Annotated in this window: 24 protein-coding genes; 7 read left to right on the forward strand and 17 right to left on the reverse strand. The window is 70.7% G+C overall.

The annotated features are described in order from the left end of the window. Positions 1–82: 82 nt before the first annotated feature. Complete coding sequence (locus KK483_RS12575) at positions 83–835, reverse strand: MBL fold metallo-hydrolase (protein ID WP_262005319.1); 753 nt, start codon at positions 833–835, stop codon at positions 83–85. Positions 836–1,085: 250 nt separating this feature from the next. On the opposite strand from KK483_RS12575, the gene KK483_RS12580 reads away from it, so the two are divergent. Further along, entirely contained in the window at positions 1,086–1,556 is a 471-nt protein-coding gene (locus KK483_RS12580; RefSeq protein WP_262005320.1) for a type II toxin-antitoxin system PemK/MazF family toxin, read from the forward strand. Positions 1,557–1,616: 60 nt separating this feature from the next. Here the strand turns inward: KK483_RS12580 and KK483_RS12585 are convergent, their stop codons facing one another. The 7 genes from KK483_RS12585 to clpS form a co-directional block, all read right to left on the reverse strand. After that, complete coding sequence (locus KK483_RS12585; protein WP_262005321.1) at positions 1,617–2,567, reverse strand: PLP-dependent cysteine synthase family protein; 951 nt, start codon at positions 2,565–2,567, stop codon at positions 1,617–1,619. Between the two features lie 5 nt (positions 2,568–2,572). Beyond that, the gene (locus KK483_RS12590) at positions 2,573–2,905 is read right to left on the reverse strand and encodes a MoaD/ThiS family protein (protein WP_262005322.1); all 333 of its coding nucleotides are present in this window, start codon (positions 2,903–2,905) and stop codon (positions 2,573–2,575) included. Positions 2,906–3,011: 106 nt separating this feature from the next. Next, positions 3,012–3,137, reverse strand: coding sequence for a putative leader peptide (locus tag KK483_RS12595; protein ID WP_262005323.1), 126 nt, complete (start codon positions 3,135–3,137; stop codon positions 3,012–3,014). 168 nt (positions 3,138–3,305) lie between these two features. Beyond that, positions 3,306–3,728 (reverse strand): M67 family metallopeptidase, encoded by a 423-nt coding sequence (locus tag KK483_RS12600; RefSeq protein WP_262005324.1) that lies wholly within the window; start codon positions 3,726–3,728, stop codon positions 3,306–3,308. 81 nt (positions 3,729–3,809) lie between these two features. Further along, complete coding sequence (locus KK483_RS12605; RefSeq protein ID WP_262005325.1) at positions 3,810–5,258, reverse strand: amino acid permease; 1,449 nt, start codon at positions 5,256–5,258, stop codon at positions 3,810–3,812. A gap of 409 nt (positions 5,259–5,667) precedes the next feature. Next, positions 5,668–6,267, reverse strand: coding sequence for a DUF2017 domain-containing protein (locus KK483_RS12610; protein ID WP_262005326.1), 600 nt, complete (start codon positions 6,265–6,267; stop codon positions 5,668–5,670). Beyond that, positions 6,267–6,578 (reverse strand): ATP-dependent Clp protease adapter ClpS, encoded by a 312-nt coding sequence (gene clpS, locus KK483_RS12615; RefSeq protein ID WP_262005327.1) that lies wholly within the window; start codon positions 6,576–6,578, stop codon positions 6,267–6,269. Before clpS ends, KK483_RS12610 begins: the two co-directional genes overlap by 1 nt. A 142-nt stretch (positions 6,579–6,720) precedes the next feature. Between clpS and KK483_RS12620 the strand changes: the two genes are divergently transcribed. Next, entirely contained in the window at positions 6,721–8,103 is a 1,383-nt protein-coding gene (locus KK483_RS12620) for a nicotinate phosphoribosyltransferase (protein WP_399016035.1), read from the forward strand. Positions 8,104–8,292: 189 nt separating this feature from the next. After that, positions 8,293–8,877, forward strand: coding sequence for an isochorismatase family protein (locus KK483_RS12625; protein WP_262005329.1), 585 nt, complete (start codon positions 8,293–8,295; stop codon positions 8,875–8,877). A gap of 52 nt (positions 8,878–8,929) precedes the next feature. Here the strand turns inward: KK483_RS12625 and KK483_RS12630 are convergent, their stop codons facing one another. Together KK483_RS12630 and KK483_RS12635 are read right to left on the reverse strand one after the other, a co-directional pair. Beyond that, positions 8,930–9,244 carry a hypothetical protein gene (locus KK483_RS12630; protein ID WP_262005330.1) on the reverse strand — a complete coding sequence of 105 codons (315 nt, stop codon included), beginning with the start codon at positions 9,242–9,244 and terminating at the stop codon, positions 8,930–8,932. A 146-nt stretch (positions 9,245–9,390) separates the two neighbouring features. Then, the gene (locus tag KK483_RS12635; RefSeq protein ID WP_262005331.1) at positions 9,391–11,811 is read right to left on the reverse strand and encodes an immune inhibitor A; all 2,421 of its coding nucleotides are present in this window, start codon (positions 11,809–11,811) and stop codon (positions 9,391–9,393) included. A gap of 428 nt (positions 11,812–12,239) precedes the next feature. On the opposite strand from KK483_RS12635, the gene KK483_RS12640 reads away from it, so the two are divergent. Next, complete coding sequence (locus KK483_RS12640) at positions 12,240–12,557, forward strand: hypothetical protein (RefSeq protein WP_262005332.1); 318 nt, start codon at positions 12,240–12,242, stop codon at positions 12,555–12,557. On the opposite strand, the gene KK483_RS12645 is transcribed toward KK483_RS12640, so the two are convergent. Next, a complete protein-coding gene (locus KK483_RS12645) occupies positions 12,543–13,337 on the reverse strand; it encodes an RDD family protein (RefSeq protein WP_262005333.1) in 795 nt (264 codons plus the stop codon). The genes KK483_RS12640 and KK483_RS12645 overlap by 15 nt on opposite strands. An 85-nt stretch (positions 13,338–13,422) precedes the next feature. After that, positions 13,423–14,913, reverse strand: coding sequence for an RDD family protein (locus KK483_RS12650; protein WP_262005334.1), 1,491 nt, complete (start codon positions 14,911–14,913; stop codon positions 13,423–13,425). Positions 14,914–15,191: 278 nt separating this feature from the next. Between KK483_RS12650 and KK483_RS12655 the strand changes: the two genes are divergently transcribed. Beyond that, on the forward strand, positions 15,192–15,620 hold the full coding sequence (locus tag KK483_RS12655) for an SsgA family sporulation/cell division regulator (protein WP_262005335.1): 429 nt from the start codon (positions 15,192–15,194) through the stop codon (positions 15,618–15,620). Positions 15,621–15,634: 14 nt separating this feature from the next. Here KK483_RS12655 and KK483_RS12660 read toward each other — a convergent pair whose 3' ends face one another. After that, complete coding sequence (locus tag KK483_RS12660; protein WP_262005336.1) at positions 15,635–16,015, reverse strand: VOC family protein; 381 nt, start codon at positions 16,013–16,015, stop codon at positions 15,635–15,637. A 150-nt stretch (positions 16,016–16,165) separates the two neighbouring features. Then, entirely contained in the window at positions 16,166–17,557 is a 1,392-nt protein-coding gene (locus KK483_RS12665) for an FAD-binding oxidoreductase (RefSeq protein ID WP_262005337.1), read from the reverse strand. Positions 17,558–17,665: 108 nt separating this feature from the next. On the opposite strand from KK483_RS12665, the gene KK483_RS12670 reads away from it, so the two are divergent. Further along, positions 17,666–19,393 (forward strand): lipopolysaccharide assembly protein LapB, encoded by a 1,728-nt coding sequence (locus KK483_RS12670; protein ID WP_262005338.1) that lies wholly within the window; start codon positions 17,666–17,668, stop codon positions 19,391–19,393. A 72-nt stretch (positions 19,394–19,465) separates the two neighbouring features. Here KK483_RS12670 and hppD read toward each other — a convergent pair whose 3' ends face one another. Next, positions 19,466–20,611, reverse strand: a complete 1,146-nt coding sequence (gene hppD, locus KK483_RS12675) for a 4-hydroxyphenylpyruvate dioxygenase (protein WP_262005339.1) — start codon at positions 20,609–20,611, stop codon at positions 19,466–19,468. A 121-nt stretch (positions 20,612–20,732) separates the two neighbouring features. Between hppD and KK483_RS12680 the strand changes: the two genes are divergently transcribed. Beyond that, positions 20,733–21,212, forward strand: coding sequence for an Lrp/AsnC family transcriptional regulator (locus KK483_RS12680; protein WP_262005340.1), 480 nt, complete (start codon positions 20,733–20,735; stop codon positions 21,210–21,212). Positions 21,213–21,463: 251 nt separating this feature from the next. On the opposite strand, the gene KK483_RS12685 is transcribed toward KK483_RS12680, so the two are convergent. Next, positions 21,464–22,258 carry a S16 family serine protease gene (locus KK483_RS12685; protein ID WP_262005341.1) on the reverse strand — a complete coding sequence of 265 codons (795 nt, stop codon included), beginning with the start codon at positions 22,256–22,258 and terminating at the stop codon, positions 21,464–21,466. 155 nt (positions 22,259–22,413) lie between these two features. Continuing rightward, positions 22,414–23,055: an IclR family transcriptional regulator gene (locus tag KK483_RS12690; RefSeq protein ID WP_262005342.1), complete on the reverse strand. Its 642-nt coding sequence runs from the start codon at positions 23,053–23,055 to the stop codon at positions 22,414–22,416. Positions 23,056–23,488: the final 433 nt, after the last annotated feature.

Below are 23,488 nucleotides of genomic sequence, written 5' to 3' on the forward strand. Positions count from 1 at the left end.
TGATCCTCCGCCTTGCGATTGCACGCACCGGACGCCGCGCACCCCGCCCTGCGGGCGGACGGCGCCATGTGTCAGACACGACCTAGATCTCGTAGACCGCGCCCGGGACCGCCAGCTCGGCCGGCCCGTCGTAGACCGCTCGGGCGTCCGCCAGGTTCTGCTCGGCGTCGGTCCACGGGGGGATGTGCGTCAGGAGCAGCCTGCGCACCCCGGCGCGCGCGGCGTGGGCGCCGGCCTCGCGGCCGTTGAGGTGGAGGCCCGGGATGTCCTCCTTGCCGTGCGTGAACGCCGCCTCGCAGAGGAAGAGGTCGGTGCCCTCGGCAAGATCGACGAGGGGGTCGCAGACGCCCGTGTCACCGGAGTACGTGAGCGACCTGCCGCCGTGCTCGACGCGGATGCCGAAGGTGTCGACGGGGTGCGCGACCTTCTCCGTACGGACGAGGAAGGGGCCGATCTCGAAGGCGCCCGCCTTGAGGGTGTGGAAGTCGAAGACCTCGCTCATCGACTTGTCGGAGGGGGTGTCCGCGTAGGCGGTGGTGAGCCGCTGCTCCGCGCCCTCCGGCGCGTACACGGGGATGGTGCCGCAGCGGCCGCCGTCGTGGCGGTAGTAGCGGGCGACGAAATACCCGCACATGTCGATGCAGTGGTCCGCGTGGAGATGACTGAGGAAGATGGCGTCGAGGTCGTAGAGACCGATGTGGCGCTGCAGCTCGCCGAGGGCTCCGTTGCCCATGTCGAGCAGCAGCCGGAAGCCGTCGGCCTCGACGAGGTAGCTCGAGCAGGCCGATTCCGCGGACGGGAACGACCCCGAGCAGCCGACGACGGTGAGCTTCATGGAGCTGGAACCTCCGTGGACGTGGACGGTCGTCCGTGGACGGGGCCGGACGGGCCGGACGGGGCAGGGCGCGCGGGAGCTCGTGCGGTTCGTCGAGCGTAAGGCGCGAAAGGGTCGCGCGCTCCTTCGCGGCGGCCCGTTGTGGGGGAACTCACCTGCTCCGTCACTGGATAGGACGAGGTGCGCGGGGTGTTGCGCGGGAGACGTACGGGATGGGCATGGCGGGAGGGGCGCCGGTACCGTCTGGGGTATGGATACGTCCTGGTGGTTCGCGCTCGGCGCGGTGGTGGTGATCGCGCTGGTGGCAGCGGTGGGGAAGATACGTCCGCCGGGGAGGCGGGAGGCTGGGCGCGGCCGTGGGCCGGTGGCTCCGCCGAGGCGTCCGCCGACGCGTAAGGGAGGGCCGGAGCGGCGGCCGCAGCCGGGCGAGATCTGGTGGGCGGACGTTCCGTACGAGGACGGGCCCGGCTCCAAGGACCGGCCGTGCCTGGTCCTCCAGGTGCGCGGGGGTGCGGCGCGCGTCGCCAAGATCACCAGCAAGTACCACGACGAGCGCCCCGGGGTGATCGCGCTGCCGCCGGGAGCGGTGGGCGATGCGCACGGCCGACCGAGCTTCCTGGAGACGGACGAGCTGCGGGAGGTGCGGGTGCGCGACTTCCGGCGGCGGGTCGGGGTGGTGGATCCGCTGCTGTGGGACCAGGTGCGGCATCTGTCGCCCTGAGCCTCGCGGCGGCCCGGGGCACCGCCCGCCGGCGGCGCCCCGGGTCCCCCATTCCGGGCGTCAGGCCCAGAGTTGGCCGTGCAGGGTCTCGATCGCGGCCTCGGTCGTCGGGGCCGTGTAGACGCCCGTCGAGAGGTACTTCCAGCCGCCGTCGGCGACGACGAAGACGATGTCGGCGGGCTCGCCCGCCTTCACCGCCTTGTTGCCCACGCCGATCGCCGCGTGCAGCGCCGCGCCCGTCGATACACCCGCGAAGATGCCTTCCTGCTGGAGGAGCTCGCGGGTGCGGGTGACCGCGTCGGCGGAGCCGACCGAGAAGCGGGTGGTGAGGACGGAGGCGTCGTAGAGCTCGGGGACGAAGCCCTCGTCGAGGTTCCTGAGGCCGTACACCAGGTCGTCGTAGCGCGGCTCGGCGGCGACGATCTTCACATCCGGCTTGTGCTCGCGCAGGAAGCGGCCGACGCCCATGAGCGTGCCCGTGGTGCCGAGGCCGGCCACGAAGTGGGTGACGGAGGGGAGGTCGGCGAGGATCTCCGGTCCGGTGGTGGCGTAGTGCGCGCCGGCGTTGTCCGGATTGCCGTACTGGTAGAGCATCACCCACGACGGGTTCTGCCCGGCCAGCTCCTTGGCCACGCGCACCGCCGTGTTGGAGCCGCCCGCGGCCGGCGACGAGATGATCTCGGCGCCCCACATCGCGAGCAGCTGGCGGCGCTCCTCGCTGGTGTTCTCCGGCATGACGCAGACGATCCGGTAGCCCTTGAGCTTCGCCGCCATCGCCAGCGAGATGCCGGTGTTGCCGCTGGTCGGCTCCAGGATCGTGCAGCCGGGGGTGAGGCGGCCGTCCTTCTCCGCCTGTTCGATCATGTGGAGCGCGGGGCGGTCCTTGATCGAGCCGGTGGGGTTGCGGTCCTCCAGCTTGGCCCAGATGCGGACGTCCTCCGACGGGGAGAGCCGGGGCAGCCGGACCAGCGGGGTGTTGCCGACGGCGGCGAGCGGGGAGTCGTAGCGCATCTGGATCAGACCATTCCCGCCCGCCGCCCGGCCGCCACCCCGGCCGGACGCGGCTTCGCCGCGGCTGAACCCCCTGCCACGGCCGGCAGGATCGTGACGCTGTCGCCGTCGGCCAGCTTGGTGGAGATGCCGTCGAGGAAGCGCACGTCCTCGTCGTTGAGGTAGACGTTCACGAAGCGGCGGAGCTGGTCGCCGTCGACGATGCGGGCCTGGATCCCGGCGTGCCGGGTCTCGAGGTCGGCGAAGAGCTCGGCGAGGGTCTCCCCGTTGCCCTCGACGGCCTTGGCGCCGTCGGTGTAGGTGCGGAGGATGGTCGGGATGCGGACCTCGATGGCCATGGCAGGGGCTCCTGTCGGGAGGGACGTAGGGCGTGGCGTGCGGGACGCGCGGATCTGCCCCCCGCGCGGGGGTCGGTGCAGGGGGTGGTGCGCTCGGGGCCGCGGCTCAGGCCGGGCGGCGGTCCGCGCAGCGCGTACACATGGCGCTGGCGAGGCGGCACAGGTCGACGTGCAGCCGCGCAACGAGCAGCAGCGTGCCCGGCGTCTTCTCGCTCACGTCGTTCGAAACCATGCGGTCATCGTAACGATTCCCGGTGCGGGCCCCGGCATGTGATCTCGCATCGCGGACGTGATCTGGTCACCATGCGAACACCAGCGGCGCTCGTCACGCCGTCTTCCGCCCTGGTTACCGCCTCGGTCACCGAAGTGGCCACCGCCGCGGCTACGCCTCAGTACGCGCTCAATACGCCTCGACGATCTTGACGTCCTCCTCGGTGACCTCACCCTCGACGATCCGGAACGACCGGAACTGGAACGGGCCGGCCTCGTCCGTGTCCGCCGTCGACACCAGGACGTAGTGCGCGCCGGGCTCGTTCGCGTACGAGATGTCGGTGCGGGACGGGTACGCCTCGGTCGCTGTGTGGGAGTGGTAGATGATCACCGGCTCTTCGTCGCGGTCGTCCATCTCCCGGTACAGCTTGAGCAGATCCGCGGAGTCGAACTCGTAGAACGTGGGCGAGCGCGCCGCGTTGAGCATCGGGATGAAGCGCTCCGGGCGCCCCTCGCCGACGGGTCCCGCGACCACGCCGCAGGCCTCGTCGGGGTGGTCCTCGCGGGCGTGAGCGACGATCCGGTCGTGAATGGCCTGGGTGAGGGTCAGCATGAGCGACAGGATAAGCAGACGGGCCCGTCCGTACCGAAGGTCGGTACGGGCGGGCCCGAATGCTGGGACCGGGGGCGGCGGTCAGCCGACGCGCTCGGTCTCGCGCTCCGTCTTCTGGAACGCCGGCGCCTGCGGGTTGCGGGACTTCATGACGGCCCAGCCGATGGCCAGGGCGATCGCCCAGCCGGCGCCGACGTACAGGCTCACGCGGGAGTCCGGGTCGTACGCGATCAGGCCGGTCACGAAGATCAGGAACGCCAGGGCGATCCAGCTGCACACCGAGCCGCCGGGGGCGGGGAAGGACGAGGCGGGCAGCCTGCCCTCCTGGACCGCGCGGCGGTAGCGGATGTGGCTGATCAGGATCATCATCCAGGTCCAGATACCGGCCGCGGTGGCCACCGAGGTGACGTAGCCGAACGCCTTCTCCGGGACGACGTAGTTGAGGAGCACGCCGATGCCCATGAGGGCGACGGAGACGGTGATGCCGATCGCCGGGGTCCTGCTCGCGGCCAGCTTGCCCAGCGCCTTCGGGGCCTCGCCGTTGGAGGCCAGGTCGCGCAGCATACGGCCGGTGGAGTACATGCCGGAGTTGCAGGACGACAGGGCCGCGGTGAGGACGACGAAGTTGACGATGGCCGCACCGGCCGGGATGCCGATCTTGGCGAACGCGGCGACGAAGGGGCTCACGCCGGGCGCGAACTCCGTCCACTTGACCACGCACAGGATGACCGTGAGGGCACCGACGTAGAAGAGGGCGATGCGCCAGGGCAGCGAGTTGATGGCCTTGGGGAGGGTCTTCTCGGGGTTCTCGGACTCGCCCGCGGTGACGCCGACCAGCTCGACGGCGAGGTAGGCGAACATGACGCCCTGCAGGGTCATCAGGCTGGAGCCGATGCCCTTGGGGAAGAAGCCGTCGAAGGCCCACAGGTTGGAGACGGCGGCGGTGTCACCGGCGGCACTGAAACCGAAGGTCAGCACGCCGAGGCCGATGACGATCATGCCGATGAGGGCCGTCACCTTGACCATCGAGAACCAGAACTCGATCTCGCCGAAGAGCTTCACCGAGATCAGGTTGGCCACGTAGAGGACGACCAGGAAGACCAGGGCCGTGACCCATTGCGGCACGGAGGGGAACCAGTAGTTGATGTAGATCGCGGCTGCGGTGAGCTCCGCCATGCCGGTCACGATCCACATCAGCCAGTAGGTCCAGCCGGTGACGTAGCCGAAGAACGGGCCGAGGAACTCCCGGGAGTACTCCGCGAAGGAGCCGGAGACCGGCCGGTAGAGGAGCAGCTCGCCGAGCGCCCGCATGATGAAGAAGATGATGACGCCCGCGAGGGCGTACATGAGGATGAGGCTGGGTCCGGCCTTCGCGATGTTCGCTCCGGCGCCCAGGAACAGTCCCACGCCGATGGCGCCGCCGATGGCGATCATCTGGACCTGGCGGGGGCCGAGCCCGCGCTCGTAACCCTCGCTCGAAATTCCCGCGGCCTCGTTGCCGTCGTGCTTGTCGACCTGCGCTGAGGTCATGGATCGTGCGCCTTTCTCCATGCTGATCCGCGCCGACTGCATGCGACTGCGGACCAGGTCCTGATCCCCCCGGATATGGATGGAGTGCTACCGGCGGTCAGCCGGCCAAAGCGTCACCGGGGACATGGGTGGCGCCCCCGGCGGGTCGTGAAGATTTATCACGGCCGCAACACTGATCCATAGGGGGTCTCTGGAGGAGCCTGTGACACACCACACAGGAAGAAGCGGACAAAAATCCCATGAGGTGGCAAACAGGGGTGAGTGAGTGACGCGATCGTTATCCGGATTTGAGTGTCCGTTGAGCGAACGCTCATTCATCGCGGCGCCACGCGTGCGCAAAGCACGCGGCCGCAAAGCGCGGGGCACGGCGCACGGGCGCGCGCGACCGCGAGGAAGACCGCGGGAGGGCCTACGACATCAGCGTCTCGACGAGCGTCTCCTGGAGCGCTCCGAGCCACAGGTACGCCATGACCATCGGCTTGCGCGGGTCCGAGTCCGGCAGCCGGTACAGGTCACCGCTCTCGTCCTCGTCGGCGACCTCAAGCCGGGTGCCGATGGTCAGCCGCAGGTCGTTCAGCGCGCCCAGCCAGTGCAGCGAGTCGTCGGCGGTCAGCTTGAGGACGGCGCCGCCCTCGCCCGTCGCGGTGAGCGCGTCGAGACTGCGGACGACCGCGAGGGCGTCGTCGCGCTTGCGGGCGCGCAGATCGTTCTCCGTGTAGCGCCGGAACTCGGAGGAGAACTCGCGCAGTTCGTCGGCGTCGCGGGCGTCCTCGACCTCAGGGTCGCCGTACGCGTCCGGGAAGAGGCGCGCAAGGGCCGGGTCGGACGGTGGCTCGCTCGGCCCCTCGGAGAAGAGCGCGGCCAGCGGGTCCTCGCCCTTGGCGGGCTCGTCACCCGGACCGATCAGCTCCAGCAGCTGGACGGTGAGCGAGCGCAGGATGGAGATCTCGACCTCGTCGAGCGCGACGGCCGCGCCGCCTCCCGGCAGCGCCTCGAAGTGTCCGGCCATCACTTGCGTTCCTGGGAGAGCGTCGCCCACAGCCCGTAGCCGTGCATCGCCTGCACATCACGCTCCATCTCCTCACGGGTGCCGCTGGAGACGATGGCGCGGCCCTTGTGGTGGACGTCCATCATCAGTTTGTGGGCCTTGTCCTTGGAGTAGCCGAAATAGGCCTGGAACACGTACGTGACGTAGCTCATCAGATTGACCGGATCGTTGTGGACGATCGTCACCCACGGGACGTCGGGCTCGGGTACGGCGAAGACTTCCTCGGCCGACTGGGTTTGTTCGATCTCTAGGGGCACAGTCACTCCACCCATGCTGCCACCCGAGGGGCCCCGCCGCACAAACGGCTGCCCGGTGCGTTTCGGGGAGCCACCCGAGGACATCTCGTCACTCTGACGAAATAGGGGTAGCATCCTGAGCATGGCAGTTCGAGACGAGAGTGCGAGGTTGACCGCTGTGAACGCTGCGGATCTGGCTCTGCCGACATCAGAAGGGCGCGAAGCGCTTCCTCAGAAGGGTGGCGGCGGGAGACGGGTGGGAGTGCCGTCGACCGCGCTCTTCACCGACCAGTACGAGTTCACGATGCTCCAGGCGGCGCTGAAGGCCGGCACGGCCGACCGCCGCTCCGTCTTCGAGGTCTTCACGCGGAGGCTGCCCGAGGGCCGCCGCTACGGCGTGGTGGCCGGCATCGGGCGGGTCCTCGACGCCGTGGAGAACTTCCGCTTCGACGAGGGCGTACTCGGCTACCTCCGGGACCGGCGCATCATCGACGAGCCGACACTCCACTGGCTGTCCGACTACCGCTTCAGCGGCGACATCCAGGGCTATCCGGAGGGCGAGGTCTACTTCCCGGGCTCGCCGATCCTCCGCGTCGAGGGCTCCTTCGGCGAGTGCGTCCTGCTGGAGACCGTGATCCTGTCGATCCTCAACCACGACTCCGCGATCGCGGCCGCCGCATCCCGGATGTCGTCCGCCGCGCGCGGGCGCCGGCTCATCGAGATGGGCGCCCGGCGGACCCACGAGCTCGCCGCCGTCGCCTCCTCGCGCGCCGCGTACGTCGGGGGCTTCGACTCCACCTCCGACCTCGCGGCCGGTTTCCGCTACGGCATCCCGACGGTCGGCACCAGCGCCCACGCCTTCACCTTGCTGCACGACAGCGAGCGCGACGCCTTCCGGGCCCAGGTGGAATCACTCGGACGGGGGACGACCCTGCTCGTCGACACCTATGACGTCGCCGAGGCGGTCCGTACCGCCGTGGAGGTCGCGGGGACGGAGCTCGGCGCCGTCCGCATCGACTCCGGTGACCTGCTCCTCGTCGCCCACCGGGTACGCCAGCAGTTGGACGAGCTGGGTGCGCACGACACGAAGATCGTGGTGACGTCGGACCTGGACGAGTACGCGATCGCCTCGCTCGGCGCGGCGCCCGTGGACGCGTACGGCGTCGGGACCCAGCTGGTCACCGGAAGCGGGCACCCGACCTGCTCCATGGTCTACAAGCTGGTGGCCCGCGCGGCCTCGGCCGACGCGGAGGCGCCGCTGACCGCGGTGGCGAAGAAGTCCTCCGGCGGGAAGCTGTCCGTGGGGGGCCGCAAGTGGGCTGCCCGCCGGCTCGACGAGGAGGGCTTCGCCGAGGCCGAGGTGCTCGGCACGGGTCCCGTGCCGGACGGGCTCACGGACCGGCAGCTGCTGGTCGAGCTGGTCAAGGGCGGCGAGGTCGTCGCCCGTGAGCCGCTGGACGCGGCGCGCGACCGGCACATCGCGGCGCGTGCGGGGCTGCCGATCTCGGCGACCCAGCTGTCCCGCGGAGAGCCGGTGATCCCCACGGAGTACCACGTCTGACCCCCGCCCCGGAGGTGATCGCCGCACGAGACCCTCGAATCGCTCCTGTGAACGCCAGGTGACCTGGAAGACAACGACTGCGCCGATAGCAGGCAAATGCCCCCTCCCGCAAGGCGGTTGAAGTCTCTACCCTCAGAACATCGCCGCTGGACCGTCCCCCGCCTCCCCCTCCACCGAAGGACACCCGCCATGCACCGCGCATTGATCGTCGTGGACGTTCAGAACGACTTCTGCGAGGGGGGCAGCCTCGCGGTGGCGGGGGGCGCGGACGTCGCCGCCGCCATCACCGACCTGATCGGACAGGCCCCGGCGGGCTACCGCCATGTGGTCGCCACTCGTGATCACCATGTCGACGCGGGTGACCACTTCTCGGACCACCCGGACTACGTACGGACCTGGCCGGCCCACTGCGTCGCCGGGACGGAGGGCGTCGGCTTCCATCCGAACTTCGCGCCCGCGGTCGCCAGCGGGGCGATCGACGCGGTCTTCGACAAGGGTGCGTACTCGGCGGCGTACAGCGGCTTCGAGGGGGCCGACGAGAACGGCGTGACGCTGGCGGACTGGCTGCGGGCGCGCGCGGTGACCGAGGTCGACGTCGTCGGCATCGCGACCGACCACTGCGTACGGGCGACGGCGCTGGACGCGGCGCGGGAGGGCTTCCGTACGCACGTCCTGCTCGATCTGACCGCCGGGGTCTCCGAGGAGACGACGGAGCGGGCGCTGGAGGAGCTCCGCGAGGCGGGCGTGGAGCTGTCGGGCAAGCCGGTGGTGTGACGCGAGAGCCCCGGGCCCGGGCCCGGGGCGATCCGGAGGGGGCGGGCCGGGCCTAGGTCCCGCCCGCGGGGCGGAGCAGGGCACGTATCGGGTGCCAGAGCTCCTGGCTCAGGGGCTCGTGCGTGCGCCAGAGCAGTCCGTCCGGGTGGTGCAGCACCGCCGTGATCTCGTCCGGCGTCGGCGGCTCCGCGTTGCCCCGCAGGTACACCGCGCGCAGCCCCAGATTCCGCAGCCGGGTCAGCGCACGGGCCCGGTTCTGTGCGTGCACCAGGATCCGCACCGTGCCGCCGTCGCCGGCCGGGCTCGGCAGCCCTATCGCGACCACGACACTGCCTCCTGGCAGCTTGCAGAAACCTCCGCCGGGCATGCGGCATCACTCCCCCGTGAGCTCGATGTCAATGAAGACGTCAGGGCAGACGTCAATAAGAACTGCGTCAGACGCACCTAAACACGATCGGCCGCCGCCCGCTAGAGGGCGACGGCCGATCATGCTCTGACCTGCGACGATGTGAGCTACTTCGTCGAGGGGCCGACCTTCACGGTGATCGTCTGGCCGTTCTTCGGCTCATCCACGATCGATATCCGAGTGTTGGTGTCAGCAACCTTGACACCGGCGGTCGGGTTCTCCTCGTACCAGTAGACGCCCTTGCGGTCGTCGAAGACCGGGTTGCCCGGGTGGGAGCCGATCCGACGGGCGACGTCCGCCTTGTGCAGCGTGACGGTGTCCGAGGGGACGGTGCTGAAGGTCGAGTCGAACGCCTGGATCCGGTTGCGCATCAGCGTGCCGTCGCCCCACTTCAGCGCCTTGGCGTTGGCGTCGACCGGCAGGACGAGGCCCTGGCCCGGGTGGGCGCTGGTGTTGTTGTCCTTCTGGGAGGTGTCCCAGAGCCAGATCAGCAGACCGTTCTGGTACGGGTAGTGCTCGACCCAGTTGTCCCTCGGCGCCGTGAAGCCGAAGTTGTACGGGCCGACCTTCAGGGTCTGGTCGTACGAGACGTACTGGCGGTTCTCCGCCAGGTAGTACTGCTCGTACTCGTCCGTGAACGACTCGCCGATGCGCGAGAAGCCGCTCGCGGTCCACCCGTTGGCGTCGCCCTCGGCGTTGTCGCTGAAGAGCGGCGCCCCGTCGGCGCTGACGGTGATGGCGTCGGCCGTGAAGCCCTTGCCGGCCACACCGCCGTCCGTCTGGTAGCGGAAGCGGACGTCGACCTTCTTGCCGGCGTACGCGTCCAGCCCGTAGACGAGCTTCTTGTGCGCGCCCGAGGGGCCGGTCAGCGCCGGGGTGCCGCTCGCGTCGCGGGTGATGGCCGCGCCGTCGGCGGTGCCGTCGACCGCGGTCCAGGTGGCGCCGCCGTCCGTCGACACCTCGGTGTAGAGGTAGTCGTAGTCGGCCTCGATGTCCCACCAACCCGAAAGCTCCAGGGACGCCGTGGACTTGCCGGTGAGGTCGACGGAGCGGGTGAGGGTGTTCCTGAGGTCGTCACCCATGTCGCTCCACCACTGCTTGGAGCCCTCGGCGGGCTTCACGACGGTGGTGGTGACCTTCTTCTTCGGCAGCTCGACCACGAGGGCCTGCGGGTTCTTGGTGTTGTACTCGGCCACACCCAGCGTGTGGGTGGACTTCGTCGCCGCCTTGCCCTTGGTGTAGTTGAGCCAGCCGAGCTGGAGCTTGTCCCAGGCGTTCATGTCGCCGGGCAGGTCGCCGATCGAGTCCTGGCCGGTGCCGAGCCAGGAGCCGGAGGACATCAGGGACCAGTAGCCGGTGGAGTTCTCGCCGCCGCCGGAGGTGTCGTACAGGTCCGGCAGGCCGAGGTCGTGGCCGTACTCGTGGGCGAAGACGCCGAGGCCGCCGTTCTCCGGCTGCATGGTGTAGTCGCCGACCCAGATGCCGCTGGTGCCGATCTGGGTGCCGCCGGCCTTGTTGTTCGACGGGCCGGTCTTGCCGGCGTCGGTGCCGTAGGCGTACCAGCGGTGGGCCCACAGGGCGTCGGGGCCCTGGACTCCGCCGCCCGCCGACTCGTCCTCGCCCGCGTGGACGATCTGGAAGTGGTCGATGTAGCCGTCGGCCTCGTTGAAGTTGCCGTCGGCGTCGAAGTCGTAGCGGTCCCACTGGTCGTACTGGGACAGCTCGGCCTTGATCTGCTCGTCGGTCTTGCCCTGGGCCTTCTGGGCGGCGGTCCAGGCGGTGACGCCGTCGCGGACCGTGTCCCAGACGTTGTTGCAGTTGGACTGGCCGCAGTAGTTGGAGCCGTAGCGGGCCTCGTTGTACTCGACCTTGACCCAGTCGGAGACCGTGCCCTGGACCGAGTAGCGGCCCGAGGAGGTGCGCTCGTAGTAGGTCTTCAGCGAGTGCTGGGGATTCCCCTGCTTGTCCTTGCCCTCGCCGAAGTACAGGTCCTGGAAGTGCGCCTGGTCGTAGTCCTTCTGCCAGGCGGTGGAGTTGTCGACCTTGCGGTCCGGCTCGGCTATCCGGTTGTGCAGCGGGCCGGGCGTGCCGCCGTACTTCTTGACGGGCGGCTTGGGGCCGGAGCCGTCCGGGTCGAACATCGTGGTGTCGTCGACCTTGTCGCCGAACTCCACGAGGATGGTGAAGATCTTGTCGGTCTTCTCGCGGCCGAGCTCGACGTACTTCTTGTCGTCGAGCTTGACGACCTTGGACGCGCCGCGCTGCTGCACGGTCGCGTCCCCGGATATGACCTGTTCCAGCGCCGCCTTGCGCTGCTGCTCCTGCTGCTTGCTGAACGGGCCCTCGAGGTCGTGGTCCACATGGGCCTTGTCGTGGTCCTGGCCCGGGGCCGGGTCGTGGCGCTCGATGCCGGCGGCCGTGCCGTGGTTCTCCGCCTGGGCCAGGGTGAAGGCCGAGGCCGTGGCACCGGTCGCGGCGAGCGCCACGAACACGGCCGACGCTCTCATCACCCGTCGTCTGCTGGTCACTTGAAGTGTCCTCCCCCGCGCCCGCGTCACCGCGGAACCAAGGATGTGGGGTGGATCCGCGGGCGGCTGCGCGTCACAAGTGACGACATTCGACCGGAGTTAAGGAAGAAAAGACAGACCTTGACTTGCACCAGTCAACTGCACTATGTAGTAGCGCAGTTCCGGAATGCGGACGCGACGATCCGCGCACCCGGCGCCGTGAGCCGTCTCCGCACCGTCCCCCACGCCCCCTCGTGAGCTGTCAATGGGCGCACCGAACCGTCCGGTCGGCGGGATGGATGACTCCATGCGCCCCCCATGCACCGGTACCGTTGGTTAGGTCACGCTTACTACCGGTTCCTCTCGGGCATCCACCGTCGTAGAGTCGCCGGACAGAGCGACCCGTTGCGAGACCAACGACATTGCCGCTTCGAGGGACGGAACCCGTCATGCCGCGTCTGACTGCCGCACAGCTCGCCTACGGTTCGGCCACCGTCGTCCTTTCGACCGTCGCCATGCTTCTGCTCTCCCGCACCACGACAGGCGTCGGTATCGCCGTGATCGGGGTCGCCGCCCTCGCGCTGGGCCTGCTGGTCGCCGTGACCGTCCCGCTGCCGGTCAGGGCCAAGGCGAAGGCGGCGCACACGGTCCGTACGAACCGTGGCGCCGCCGTCGCGTCTGCCGCCTCCGTCGTGGAGGCCGCCCGGGTCCCGGTCGCCCACACGGGCGCCGAGCCGCGGGTCGGCCAGCCCTCACTGCGTCGTTGACACCACCACCGTCTTGGCGGCCTTGTCGTGCAGGCCCTGCCGGTACGGCTTGTCCACCAGGATCATGATCAGCAGGATCAGCGGCCAGAGGCACGGGCAGCAGATCAGCTGCGGCAGCCACAGCACCGCGGCGCGCATCAGCGACGAGCCGGTGTCCGGGGTGCTCCCGTCCTGGAGCATCGCGACGCGCAGTTTCATCAGCTTCTTGCCGATGGTCTGGCCGGTCCTGCGGACCATCAGGGTGTCGTAGCCGACGTACGCGATGATCGAGATGATCTGGAAGATCCACTGGCTGCCGGTGTTGACGTTGGTCACCAGTTCGTCGAAGTCGTTGGACTGCTCCGTGATCCCGTCGTAGATCCCGAACGGGATGCCGATGAGCGCGAGCGGGATGAGGACGATCAGCCAGTCGATGATGCGGGCGAGGATGCGCTTGCCGGGGTCCGCAAGCGGCGGCATGCCCCGGAGCGGGTCGGCCTCCCCGCCGTACGGACTACTGCTGTAGGGGCCCGCGTCGTACGGCGGCGGGGGTGCACCGTACGGGGACCCCGGGGGCGGTGCCCCGTAGGGCGAACCGGGAGGCGGTGCGCCGTACGGACCTCCGCCTGGCGGGGGCGGGGATCCACCGGGCGGAGGCGTGGGCTCCTGGGGACCCCACGGTCCCTGAGGTCCCTGAGGTCCCTGGGTCCCAGGGGTCCCCTCGGGTCCCTGGGGCTCCTGCGGCTTCTTGCGGAACGGGTCGTCCTCGGGCGGCGGGCCGGGCGGCTGGTCGTTGCTCATGGGGGCAGTGCACCGCGCCGGGCAGGGCCCCGCAACGGCTCACCGCCGTTCGGGGGACCCTGCGGGCCGTAGGACTGACAGGACGTCAGCCGGAGACGAAGGTGCGCGCCGCCTTGTCGTGCCAGCACTGCCGCCACGGGTGGTCGAAGAGGCACCACAGCACGTTCACGACGCCGATGGCCAGGACGCCGAGCACCCCGTGCACCAGCCAGCGGCGCAGCGCGGCGGCGAAGCCGGGCGGCCCGTGCGACTCGATGTCCCGCACTTCCAGGCCGAGCAGCTTCTTGCCGAGCGTGCAGCCCCACTTGGCGGTCGGCAGCGCCTCGTACACCACACCGAGGAGCAGCAGCACGGCGAGCGCGATGCCGAACTGGGTGATCGTCGTGGCGTCGAGCAGCCAGACGGTGACCGTCTCGCCGGACATCTTCGCCGCCTGGATCTTCTCGTCGATGTGCGTCAGCGCACGGGAGACGAACGGGAACGACACCGCTCCGGCGATCGCGCCCAGCACGAGCGTGTCGATCAGCCGGGCCACGAGCCGCCTGCCGAGCCCGGCGGGCCGGGCCGCGGCCTGCGCCTGGGCGGCCTGGAGGAAGGGGTCGTCGACCGGAGGCTTCCAGGGCATGACGGGCTGCTGCGGCTGCGGCTCGGCCTGCCCCTGGGCGAGCCGGTGCACCTGCTGCGCCCAGGACGCGGCCCCGCCGCCGGCGCCTGCGCTCAGCGGCTGCTGCTGTGCGGGCACCTGCTGCTGCGGCTCCGCCGGGGCCTGGGCCCGAACCTGCGGCTGGGCCTGGGCCTGCGCTTGCCCCTGGGGCAGAGCCTGGGGCTGAGCGTGAGCCTGGGGCTGAGCCTGGGCCTGCGGCTTGGCCGCATGCGGGCCCAGCGAGCGGATCGCCATGGTGCCGTCGGAGGCCGGCTTCGCCTCGCCCCCCACGCTGCGGACACCCGGCAGCGCACCGCCGGTGGGGTCCACCGGCGCGGCGGCGTCGCCCGCGGAACGGGGGTCGGGGGCCGCACGCCCGGACGAGCGGTCGAGCCGGACGCCGGAGGAGCCGCCCGCGGCGGCACCGCCCGCGCGGGGGTCGGGCCGGGAGTCGCGGCCCCAGCCCTCGGCCGCTGCCGGGGCCGACGGCAGCCCCGAAGCCGCGCCCGAGCCCGGTCCGGACGCGGACGGGGCAGGGGCAGGGGCGGCGGCGGCGCCCCAGGAGACCCGTCGGTCGTGGTCGCCGCCGAAGCCCGACTGGCGGGACGCGTCCGCCTGCCACGCGGAAGCAGGCTCGGGGCGGGGGCCGCCGGACGGCTCGGGGTCCTCGTCGAGGAAGACGGGCCCGGTCTCCTCGACCGGCGGGGCGGACGGCGCCGGCACGGACGGGCCGGTCGTAGCCGCCCTTGTCGTGTCCGCGGCGGCCGAATGCGGCGGCGACGGCATCGCCTCGCCGTCCTTCGGCGCCGGCCGGCTCGTACCCGGCACCCACGCCACGCCGTTCCAGTACCTGACGTATCCGGGGATGGACGGATCTGGATAGAAGCCGGCAGCGGGGCTGCCGTCGCCGGTTGCCGGGGTTGGGGCGCTCATCACCGTGGTCCCGTATCTCCTGGAGGGCGTGGAGGGCATCGATTCATCGACTCATGACGCCGATTTGAAGGCTCCACATCTATCAGACCGCCGCTCCGCGCTGGGCCCGTCCCGCCGTAAGGCCCACTTTCCGGTGGTGCTGTGCCCCACCGGCACGGCCGGATCCCGCTGTCCTGAGAAGTTGTTGCCGGAAGTCGCGTAATAGTCGGCGGGGAAGGCGCTCTCTCCCTGCGTGGCCCGCTCCAGGGCCTCGTACCAGGAAAGGAAGTCGCACTCTCATGCACACCGTGGTGGAACGCGAGCTCGAGCTCAAGCTGGTGCTGTCGCCGGAGCGCAGCATCCCCGTACCGGCCCGGCTGACGTATCGCACGGACGATCCGTTCGCCGTGCACTTCACCTTTCACATCGGGTCAGAGCACCCCGTGCACTGGACCTTCGCCCGCGAGCTGCTGATCGAGGGGGTCTTCAGGCCGTGCGGACACGGGGACGTCCGGATCTGGCCGACCAAGGTCGACCGGCGCAGCGTCATCCTGATCGCGCTGTCGTCACCGGACGGGGACGCCCTGCTGGAGGCGCCCGCCGCGCAGGTCTCCGCCTGGCTGGAGCGGACGCTTCGTGCGGTGCCTCCAGGAAGCGAGGAGGAGCAACTCGGCATCGACGACGCACTGGCGGAGCTGCTGGCCCCGTCGCAGGACGGAGAGGCGTAGTCCCGGGCCCGGGACTACACGTAGGTGTGGGTGATGAACTCGATGGAGTGGCCGTCGGGGTCGTCGACGTACACCCCGCGGCCGCCGAAGCGGTGGTTGATCTCCTGCGGCCCGCCGTGCAGCGGGTCGGCCCAGTAGGGGAGCTCCCTCTCCTGTATCCGGCCGAAGATCTCGTCGAACTCCTGCTCGGAGACGAGGAACGCCAGATGCTGGGAGACGATCTCCCCGTCCGTCTGCTCGTCGGCGTAGTCGAGAGTGACCCCATTGGCGAGCGGGACGCTGGCGAACGGGCCGAAGGGTTTCGGCTCCGGCGCGTCGATCAGCCCGGTGAGCCAGCGGGCGGAGGCGAAGCGGTCGCGGCTGTGGACGATCGTGTGGTCAAGACGTGCGGGCACGGCTACCTCCTGCGTCGTCTGCGCCGTCTGCGTTGTCTGTGATGTCTGCGTTGACGGTGTTTCCGCACTTCCACGCTAGGTCGGGAACCGTGCCCGGGGCCATCGGACATGGGACCTAGGCCGGTACCCAGGACCCGAGCGTCGGCACGCTCAGAACAGCTTGCCCGGGTTGAGGATGCCGAGCGGATCGAAGGTCTGCTTGATCCCTCGCTGCAACTCGACGCCCACCGGGCCGAGTTCGCGGGCGAGCCACTCCTTCTTCAGCACCCCCACGCCGTGTTCGCCGGTGATCGTGCCGCCGAGCTCCAGGCCGAGCGCCATGATCTCGTCGAACGACTCCCTGGCGCGCCGGGATTCGTCGGCGTCGCTGTGGTCGAAGCAGACGACGGGATGGGTGTTGCCGTCGCCCGCGTGGGCGCAGACGCCGATCGTGAGGTCGTACTTCTCCGCGATCGCCGCCGTGCCGTCGAGCATCGCCGCGAGCTGGGAGCGCGGTACGCAGACATCGTCGATCATCGTCGCGGTCTTGACCTTCTCCAGCGCCGTGAGCGAGAGCCGGCGCGCCTGGAGCAGCATCTCGGACTCGGTCGCGTCCTCCGCGGGGACGACCTGGGTGGCTCCGGCGGCCGTGCACAGCTCGCCGACGGCGGCCAGATCGGCGGTCGGCTCCGGGGTGTCGAAGGCGGCGAGCAGCAGCGCCTCGGTGGTGTCGGGCAGGCCCATCTGCGCCATCTCATTGACGGCACGGATGGTCGTACGGTCCATGAGCTCGAGGAGCGACGGGGTGTGACCGCGCTCCATGATCGCGCAGACGGCGTCGCAGGCCGCGGCGGCGGAGGCGAACTCGGCGGCGAGGACGAGCTGCTCGGGCGGCTTGGGCCGGAGCGCGAGGACCGCTTTGACAACGATGCCGAGGCTGCCCTCCGAGCCGACGAAGAGCCGGGTGAGGTCGTATCCGGCCACGCCCTTGGCGGTGCGGCGGCCGGTGGTGAGGAGGCGGCCGTCGGCGAGGACGACGTCGAGGCCGAGGACGTACTCGGCGGTGACCCCGTACTTGACGCAGCACAGCCCGCCGGACGCGGTGCCGATGTTGCCGCCGATGGTGCACATCTCCCAGCTGGAGGGGTCCGGCGGGTAGCAGAGCCCGTGCTCGCCGACCGCGCGGCTCAGGGTGGCGTTGATGACGCCCGGCTCGACGACCGCGATCCGGTCGACCGGGCTGATCTCCAGGATGCGGTCCATCTTGGTGAGCGAGAGCACGATGCAGCCGTCGGAGGCGTTGGCGGCGCCGGAGAGCCCGGTGCGGGCGCCCTGGGGGACGACCGGCACCCGTAGCTCGCTCGCGGTGCGCATGACGTGCTGCACCTGCTCGACCGTGCGGGGCAGCACGACGACGGCGGGAGTGCCCGCGTCGCAGAAGCTGGCCATGTCGTTGGCGTACGAGGCCGTGACGTCCGGGTCGATGATCAGTGCTTCGTCCGGCAGGCCCGTGCGCAACCCGGTCACGAGCCGGGTGTGGAGGTCATCCTGGAGATCGTCCATGATCCCAGCCTCGCACCAGGGGCCATCGGTGTGAACCCGTCGACGATCCCGTTCGCTGCACCGGGTGTGCTCTTCGTATCGGCTGTTCACCGGCGCACAGTGTTCGCCATGAAGACCCGATACGCGCCAAACATCAGGAATGCCGTGATCGGCACGGTGGTCGCCGGCGGGCTCGTCGCCGGTTTCCTGCTCTTCGGGCCGGGTGCGGAGGGGCCGCCGCCCGACTCGGGCCCCGCCGCGCAGGCGATGCTGACGGCGGGCACCGGGGCGCCGGTCTCGGTCGGCGAGCTGTCCGTGCTGATCGAGGACCGCGAGCGCTGGCTGCGCTCGCACCCCGACGACGACGAGTCGTGGGCGGTGCTCGGCTCCGCGTACGTGGAACGGGGCACGGCGCGCGCGGAGTGGGCGTACTTCCCGAAGGCCGAGTCGGCGCTGAAACGTTCGCTCGCGGCGCGGCCCGGCAGCAAGGGGAACACGGCCGCCGAGCTGGGCATGGCGGCGCTCGCGAACGCACGGCACGACTACGCCGCGGCCAAGCGGTGGGGCGAGCGGGTCCGGGCGCGCTCGCCCAGGGAGTGGGCGGCGTACGCCCTGCTCATCGACACGTACAACGGTCTCGGCGACCTCAAGTCCGCCCACAAGGCCCTGGCGAGGCTGGAGCAGCTGCGACCGGGTGTGGCGTCGGCGCTGGGCCGGGCGGCCCTCGCGGACCGCGACCGCGGCCGGCGCGAGGACGCGGCGAGCAAGGCGTACGAGGCGATGACGCGCGCGGGCAGCCCGGCGGAGAAGGCGTTCACGCAGTACCGGCTGGGCGAGCTGGCCTGGGAGCGCGGCGAGCCGGCGGAGGCGCTGGGGCACTACGACGCGGCGCTGCGGATCGACGCCGGGCACCACCGGTCCCGGGCGGGCCGGGCGCGGGCGCTGGCGGGTCTCGGCCGTACGGACGAGGCGCTGCGCGACTACGACGCGGCGGTGAAGGCGCTGCCGCTGCCCCAGTACGCGCTGGAGGCGGGCGAGCTGTACGAGTCGGTCGGCCTCGACGGGGACGCCCGTACGCACTACGACGTGATGCGCAGGGAGGCGGCGAAGGCGCGGCGGAACGGGGTGAGCGAGGAGCTGGTGCTCGCCCGTTACGAGGCCGACCACGGCGAGGCGCGGTCGGCGGTGCGCCGCATGGAGCAGGAGTGGCGGCGCGGCCACCGGAGCGTGTACGCGGCGGACGTGCTCGGGTGGGCGCTGCACCGGGCGGGGCGGTCGGCGGAGGGCCTGAAGTACGCGAAGGCGGCCACGCATCCGGGGATGCGGAACGCGCTGTTCGTGTACCACCTCGGCGAGATCGAGCGGGCCAGGGACATGACGGGCGCGGCCCGCCGGCATCTGGCGGAGGCGCTGCGGATCAACCCGAAGTTCTCGCCGGTGCACGCGCCGAAGGCGGCGAAGATCCTGGCCGAGCTGGGTGAGCCCCCGGCGGGCGGGCCCGAGGACATCTGGGGCGAGGCCGAGCCGTGGGATCTGGACGGGACGCCGCCACCGCTGGAGACGCCGTTGCCGTCGCCGTCGGACGAGAACGATGACGATGACGGCGAACACGGGGACGGGGACGAGGACGCGGACGAAGGCGCGGACGGGGAGCGGGACGAGGCGCGGGACGAGGAGGGCCGTGCGCCCACGCCGGACGCGTCGGAGGCGAGGGCGTCGGAGCGGAGGGCCTCGGACGGGCCCGGCCCGTCGGGGGCCTCCGGAGCCTCGGAGACGTCGGAGCCCCGGGAACCCCGGGAACCCCGGAAACCCCGGGAAGCCTCGGACGCTCCTGACGCAAGCCCCTCGCAGCGCTGACAGCAGCCGGGAGGGGCGGCGGGCGCCGCCCCTCCCTGTGCTGCCGCCCGGACTACGAGCTGACCGGCGCGGTCACAGGTTGCCGCGCTTGTCCTGCTCGCGCTCGATCGCCTCGAAGAGAGCCTTGAAGTTGCCCTTGCCGAAGCCCATGGACCCGTGGCGCTCGATGATCTCGAAGAAGACGGTCGGACGGTCCTGGACCGGCTTGGTGAAGATCTGGAGCAGATAGCCGTCCTCGTCACGGTCCGCGAGGATCTTCAGCTCGCGCAGGGTCTCGATCGGCACACGGGTGTCGCCGACCCACTCACCGAGGGTGTCGTAGTACGAGTCGGGCGTGTCCAGGAACTGGACCCCTCCCGCGCGCATGGTGCGCACGGTCTCGACGATGTCGTTCGTCGCCAGCGCGATGTGCTGGACGCCGGCGCCGCCGTAGAACTCCAGGTACTCGTCGATCTGCGACTTCTTCTTCGCGATCGCGGGCTCGTTGATGGGGAACTTCACCTTGAGGGTGCCGTCGGCGACCACCTTCGACATCAGCGCCGAGTACTCGGTCGCGATGTCGTCACCCACGAACTCCTTCATGTTCGTGAAGCCCATGACCTTGTTGTAGAAGGCCACCCACTCGTTCATCCTCCCGAGCTCGACATTGCCCACGCAGTGGTCGATGGCCTGGAAGGTGCGCTTCGCCGGGGGCGCCACGATCGGCTCGGCGGCGACGAAGCCGGGCAGGTACGGGCCGTCGTAGCCGGAGCGGTCGACGAGGGTGTGGCGGGTGCTGCCGTACGTCGCGATGGCGGCGAGCACGACGGTCCCGTGCTCGTCCTTGACCTCGTACGGCTCCTCGATGCCGCGTGCGCCGTGCTCGACGGCGTACGCGTACGCCTTCCGCACGTCCGGCACCTCGATGGCGAGGTCGATGACGCCGTCACCGTGCTCGGCGACGTGGCCGGCGAGGAAGCGGCCCCAGCCGGTGGCGGGCTTGATGACGGAGGTGAACACGAAGCGGGCGCCGCCGTTCGTGAGGACGTACGACGCGGTCTCGCGGCTGCCGGTCTCCGGTCCGGAGTAGGCGACGAGCTTCATACCGAAGGCCGTGGAGTAGTAGTGCGCGGCCTGCTTGGCGTTGCCGACGGCGAAGACGACCGCGTCCATTCCCTTCACCGGGAAGGGGTCTGCCTGCCGGGCGGTGTCAGGGGTCTGATCCAGGATCTCAGTCATGGCGGCAGACTCCCGCCGATCCACAAGCTGCGCAATAGTTTGTGTTTCAGCTGGGCAAGCTGCCCATTCACTGCCCGTTTTGTGCGGGCGATCTGTACAGGATGACCATCGGGAGGCACTCGTGGCGATCGATCATCTGGACGGCAGGCTCATCGTGCTCCTCGCCCGCGAGCCGCGCATCGGTGTCCTGGAGGCCTCGCGCCGCCTGGGCGTGGCCCGCGGCACGGTCCAGGCGCGGCTCGACCGGCTCCAGTCGAGCGGGGTCATCCGAGGCTTCGGACCGGACGTCGACCCGGCGGCCCTGGGCTACCCGGTGACGGCGTTCGCGACGCTGGAGATCAAGCAGGGCCAGGGCACGGACGTCCGGGCCCATCTGGCCACCGTCCCGGAGGTGCTGGAACTGCACACCACGACGGGCCACGGCGACATGCTCTGCCGCCTCGTCGCCCGCTCGAACGCGGACCTCCAGCGGGTGATCGACCGGGTCGTCGGCTTCGAGGGGATCGTGCGGGCGTCGACGGCGATCGTGATGGAGAACCCGGTGCCGTTGCGGATCATCCCGCTGGTGGAGCAGGCGGCGGGGGACATGCGTGAGGGCTGAGGACGCGCCGCGGCCGCCCAGCAGAGCCTCCTCTTCGACGAGTCCCTGTACGGCGACCCGGATCCGGAGACGCGCGGGGCCGTGAACGTCTTCATGCACGAGGTCGCCACGATGCACACCCAGGAGCTCTCCACCTGGCTGGGCACCATGCGCGACTGGCCCGGCGCGTGGCCGAAGAGCGCGTACGGCGCGTACGGCGCGAACAGTGCGAACAGTGCGAACAGTGCGAACAGTGTCGGTCTAGTGCCGGGTCAGCAGGTCGGGACCTTGCTCTCGTCCTGGTCAAGGAGCCGCAGCGCGTCCACCGCTTCCTTCAGCGTCGTGACCGGGATCAGCCGCATCCCGTCGGGGAGTTCGGCCTGGGCGTCCCCGCACTCGGCCTTCGGCACCAGGAAGACGGTCGACCCGTCACGGGCGGCCGCCTGCGTCTTCAGCGCCACCCCGCCGACCGCGCCGACCTTGCCGTCCGCGGTGATCGTGCCCGTACCGGCGATGTCACGGCCGCCGGTGAGATCGCCGCCCGCGCCGTTGCCGTCGAGCTTGTCGATGATGCCGAGCGAGAAGAGCAGCCCCGCACTGGGGCCGCCGACGTCCGCGAGGTGGAGGGTGACCTTCACCTTCTCCGGGTCCTCGCCGAGGTAGCCCAGGGCGGCGTCCACGGCGCTGTCCTGGGACTTCTGCATCTCGGCGGTGTTGTGCTTCTGGATCTCCTTCTCGGACTCGCCGACGGGGTAGACCACGTCGCGCGGCAGCACCGCCCGGTCCGTGCGGAACCAGGCGTCCGCCACATCGCCGAAGTCGACCTCGGCGGTCGGCCCGGTGGCGACGATCGTCGTCATCCGCAGCGTCCCCTCCGTCTTGCGAGTAGGGGCACCGGTGATCGTGATCACCGGCTTCCCCTGGTCGTCCCCGAGCACGTTCGTGGCCTGACCCGGCTGGGCCAGGGTGAACGGCAGCGGCGCGAGCCCGGTGACCGCCAGCAGTGCGACGACAGGGAGGGCGCAGACGGCGAGAGCCCAGGGGCGCGAGAGGCGTGAGAGAAACACGCAGTCAATCTAGCGGTCCGCCCGCGCGCTCCTGCGCCGAGGCCACCCGCAGCGCAGCCGTACCGCAGCCTGTACCGCCCCGTACTACCAAGGCCCGTACCGCCGGGGTCCGTACCGCCGGGGCTCGTACCGCCTGCACCCCGTCCGGCAGCGCGTCAGCGCAGCGCGTCCGCCACCTCACGCGCCGCGTCGACGACGCGCGGGCCGACCCGCTCCGGTACGGAGTCGGCGAGCATGACGACGCCCACGCTCCCCTCTATGCCCGTCACCCCGATGAGCGGCGCGGCGGCGCCGCTCGCTCCCGCCTCCAGCTCGCCGTGGGTGAGCGTGTACGTGGGCTCGGTGAGTCCGCCCTGACGAGCGGCGAGGATGGCCCTGCCGGCGGCGCCGCGGTCCAGAGGATGGCGGAAACCGGCCCGGTACGCCACGTGGTAGTCCGTCCAGGTCGGCTCGACGACCGCGACCGCGAGCGCCTCCGCCCCGTCGACCAGGGTGAGATGGGCGGTGGCGCCGATGTCCTCGGCGAGCGAGCGCAGCGCGGGCAGCGCCGCCTCCCGTACGAGCGGGTGCACCTGGCGGCCGAGCCGCAGCACGCCGAGCCCGACCCGGGCCCGTCCGCCCAGGTCACGGCGGACCAGAGCGTGCTGCTCCAGTGTGGCGAGCAACCGGTAGACGACCGTCCTGTTGACGCCGAGCCGGTGGGAGAGCTCGGTGACGGTCAGGCCGTGGTCGGTGTCGGCAAGCAGTTTGAGGACACGCAGTCCCCGGTCGAGCGTCTGGGAGGTCTCCGCGGTCACGACGCCCTCTCCTTCGAGGTGAGTGGCGGCGGCGCTCCACAGGTCCAGCGGCACCGGTCCCATCGGCGACGCACTGAGAGGCCGCCGACAGGCCATGGCACACCGGCTGCGCTCCGCGGCGGCGCTGCCACGGGGCGTTGTCATTGCGGGGAATGTAGCGACCGTCTCCGCTCAGCGGAAGACCTCGTCCAGAATCCGGGCGCGGAGACTTTCGCGTACGACTGCCGGTGCGGTGCGTCCGCTGACCGGAGAACGCCGCCGGCGGGACCTGCGGACGTCACGGGTGACGGGCGGGAACGACCGCGTCCGGCTGCCGCTCAGCGCGGCCGAGGACCCGTCAGGCGCCGCACTCACCGATGGCCCGGCCACCGCGCCCGGACCCCCTGCACCCAGGACCCACCGGACCTCGGGACTCGCCGAACCCGGGGACCCA

Source organism: Streptomyces sp. FIT100 (assembly GCF_024584805.1).
Classification (GTDB): domain Bacteria; phylum Actinomycetota; class Actinomycetes; order Streptomycetales; family Streptomycetaceae; genus Streptomyces.

What these genes read in the sequence shown, in the direction of transcription:
- KK483_RS12575 (WP_262005319.1), bottom strand. Translation starts at nt 835, where the DNA reads ATGAAGCTCACCGTCGTCGGCTGCTCGGGGTCGTTCCCGTCCGCGGAA.
- KK483_RS12580 (WP_262005320.1), top strand. Translation starts at nt 1,086, where the DNA reads ATGGATACGTCCTGGTGGTTCGCGCTCGGCGCGGTGGTGGTGATCGCG.
- KK483_RS12585 (WP_262005321.1), bottom strand. Translation starts at nt 2,567, where the DNA reads ATGCGCTACGACTCCCCGCTCGCCGCCGTCGGCAACACCCCGCTGGTC.
- KK483_RS12590 (WP_262005322.1), bottom strand. Translation starts at nt 2,905, where the DNA reads ATGGCCATCGAGGTCCGCATCCCGACCATCCTCCGCACCTACACCGAC.
- KK483_RS12595 (WP_262005323.1), bottom strand. Translation starts at nt 3,137, where the DNA reads ATGGTTTCGAACGACGTGAGCGAGAAGACGCCGGGCACGCTGCTGCTC.
- KK483_RS12600 (WP_262005324.1), bottom strand. Translation starts at nt 3,728, where the DNA reads ATGCTGACCCTCACCCAGGCCATTCACGACCGGATCGTCGCTCACGCC.
- KK483_RS12605 (WP_262005325.1), bottom strand. Translation starts at nt 5,258, where the DNA reads ATGACCTCAGCGCAGGTCGACAAGCACGACGGCAACGAGGCCGCGGGA.
- KK483_RS12610 (WP_262005326.1), bottom strand. Translation starts at nt 6,267, where the DNA reads ATGGCCGGACACTTCGAGGCGCTGCCGGGAGGCGGCGCGGCCGTCGCG.
- clpS (WP_262005327.1), bottom strand. Translation starts at nt 6,578, where the DNA reads ATGGGTGGAGTGACTGTGCCCCTAGAGATCGAACAAACCCAGTCGGCC.
- KK483_RS12625 (WP_262005329.1), top strand. Translation starts at nt 8,293, where the DNA reads ATGCACCGCGCATTGATCGTCGTGGACGTTCAGAACGACTTCTGCGAG.
- KK483_RS12630 (WP_262005330.1), bottom strand. Translation starts at nt 9,244, where the DNA reads ATGCCCGGCGGAGGTTTCTGCAAGCTGCCAGGAGGCAGTGTCGTGGTC.
- KK483_RS12640 (WP_262005332.1), top strand. Translation starts at nt 12,240, where the DNA reads ATGCCGCGTCTGACTGCCGCACAGCTCGCCTACGGTTCGGCCACCGTC.
- KK483_RS12645 (WP_262005333.1), bottom strand. Translation starts at nt 13,337, where the DNA reads ATGAGCAACGACCAGCCGCCCGGCCCGCCGCCCGAGGACGACCCGTTC.
- KK483_RS12650 (WP_262005334.1), bottom strand. Translation starts at nt 14,913, where the DNA reads ATGAGCGCCCCAACCCCGGCAACCGGCGACGGCAGCCCCGCTGCCGGC.
- KK483_RS12655 (WP_262005335.1), top strand. Translation starts at nt 15,192, where the DNA reads ATGCACACCGTGGTGGAACGCGAGCTCGAGCTCAAGCTGGTGCTGTCG.
- KK483_RS12665 (WP_262005337.1), bottom strand. Translation starts at nt 17,557, where the DNA reads ATGGACGATCTCCAGGATGACCTCCACACCCGGCTCGTGACCGGGTTG.
- KK483_RS12670 (WP_262005338.1), top strand. Translation starts at nt 17,666, where the DNA reads ATGAAGACCCGATACGCGCCAAACATCAGGAATGCCGTGATCGGCACG.
- hppD (WP_262005339.1), bottom strand. Translation starts at nt 20,611, where the DNA reads ATGACTGAGATCCTGGATCAGACCCCTGACACCGCCCGGCAGGCAGAC.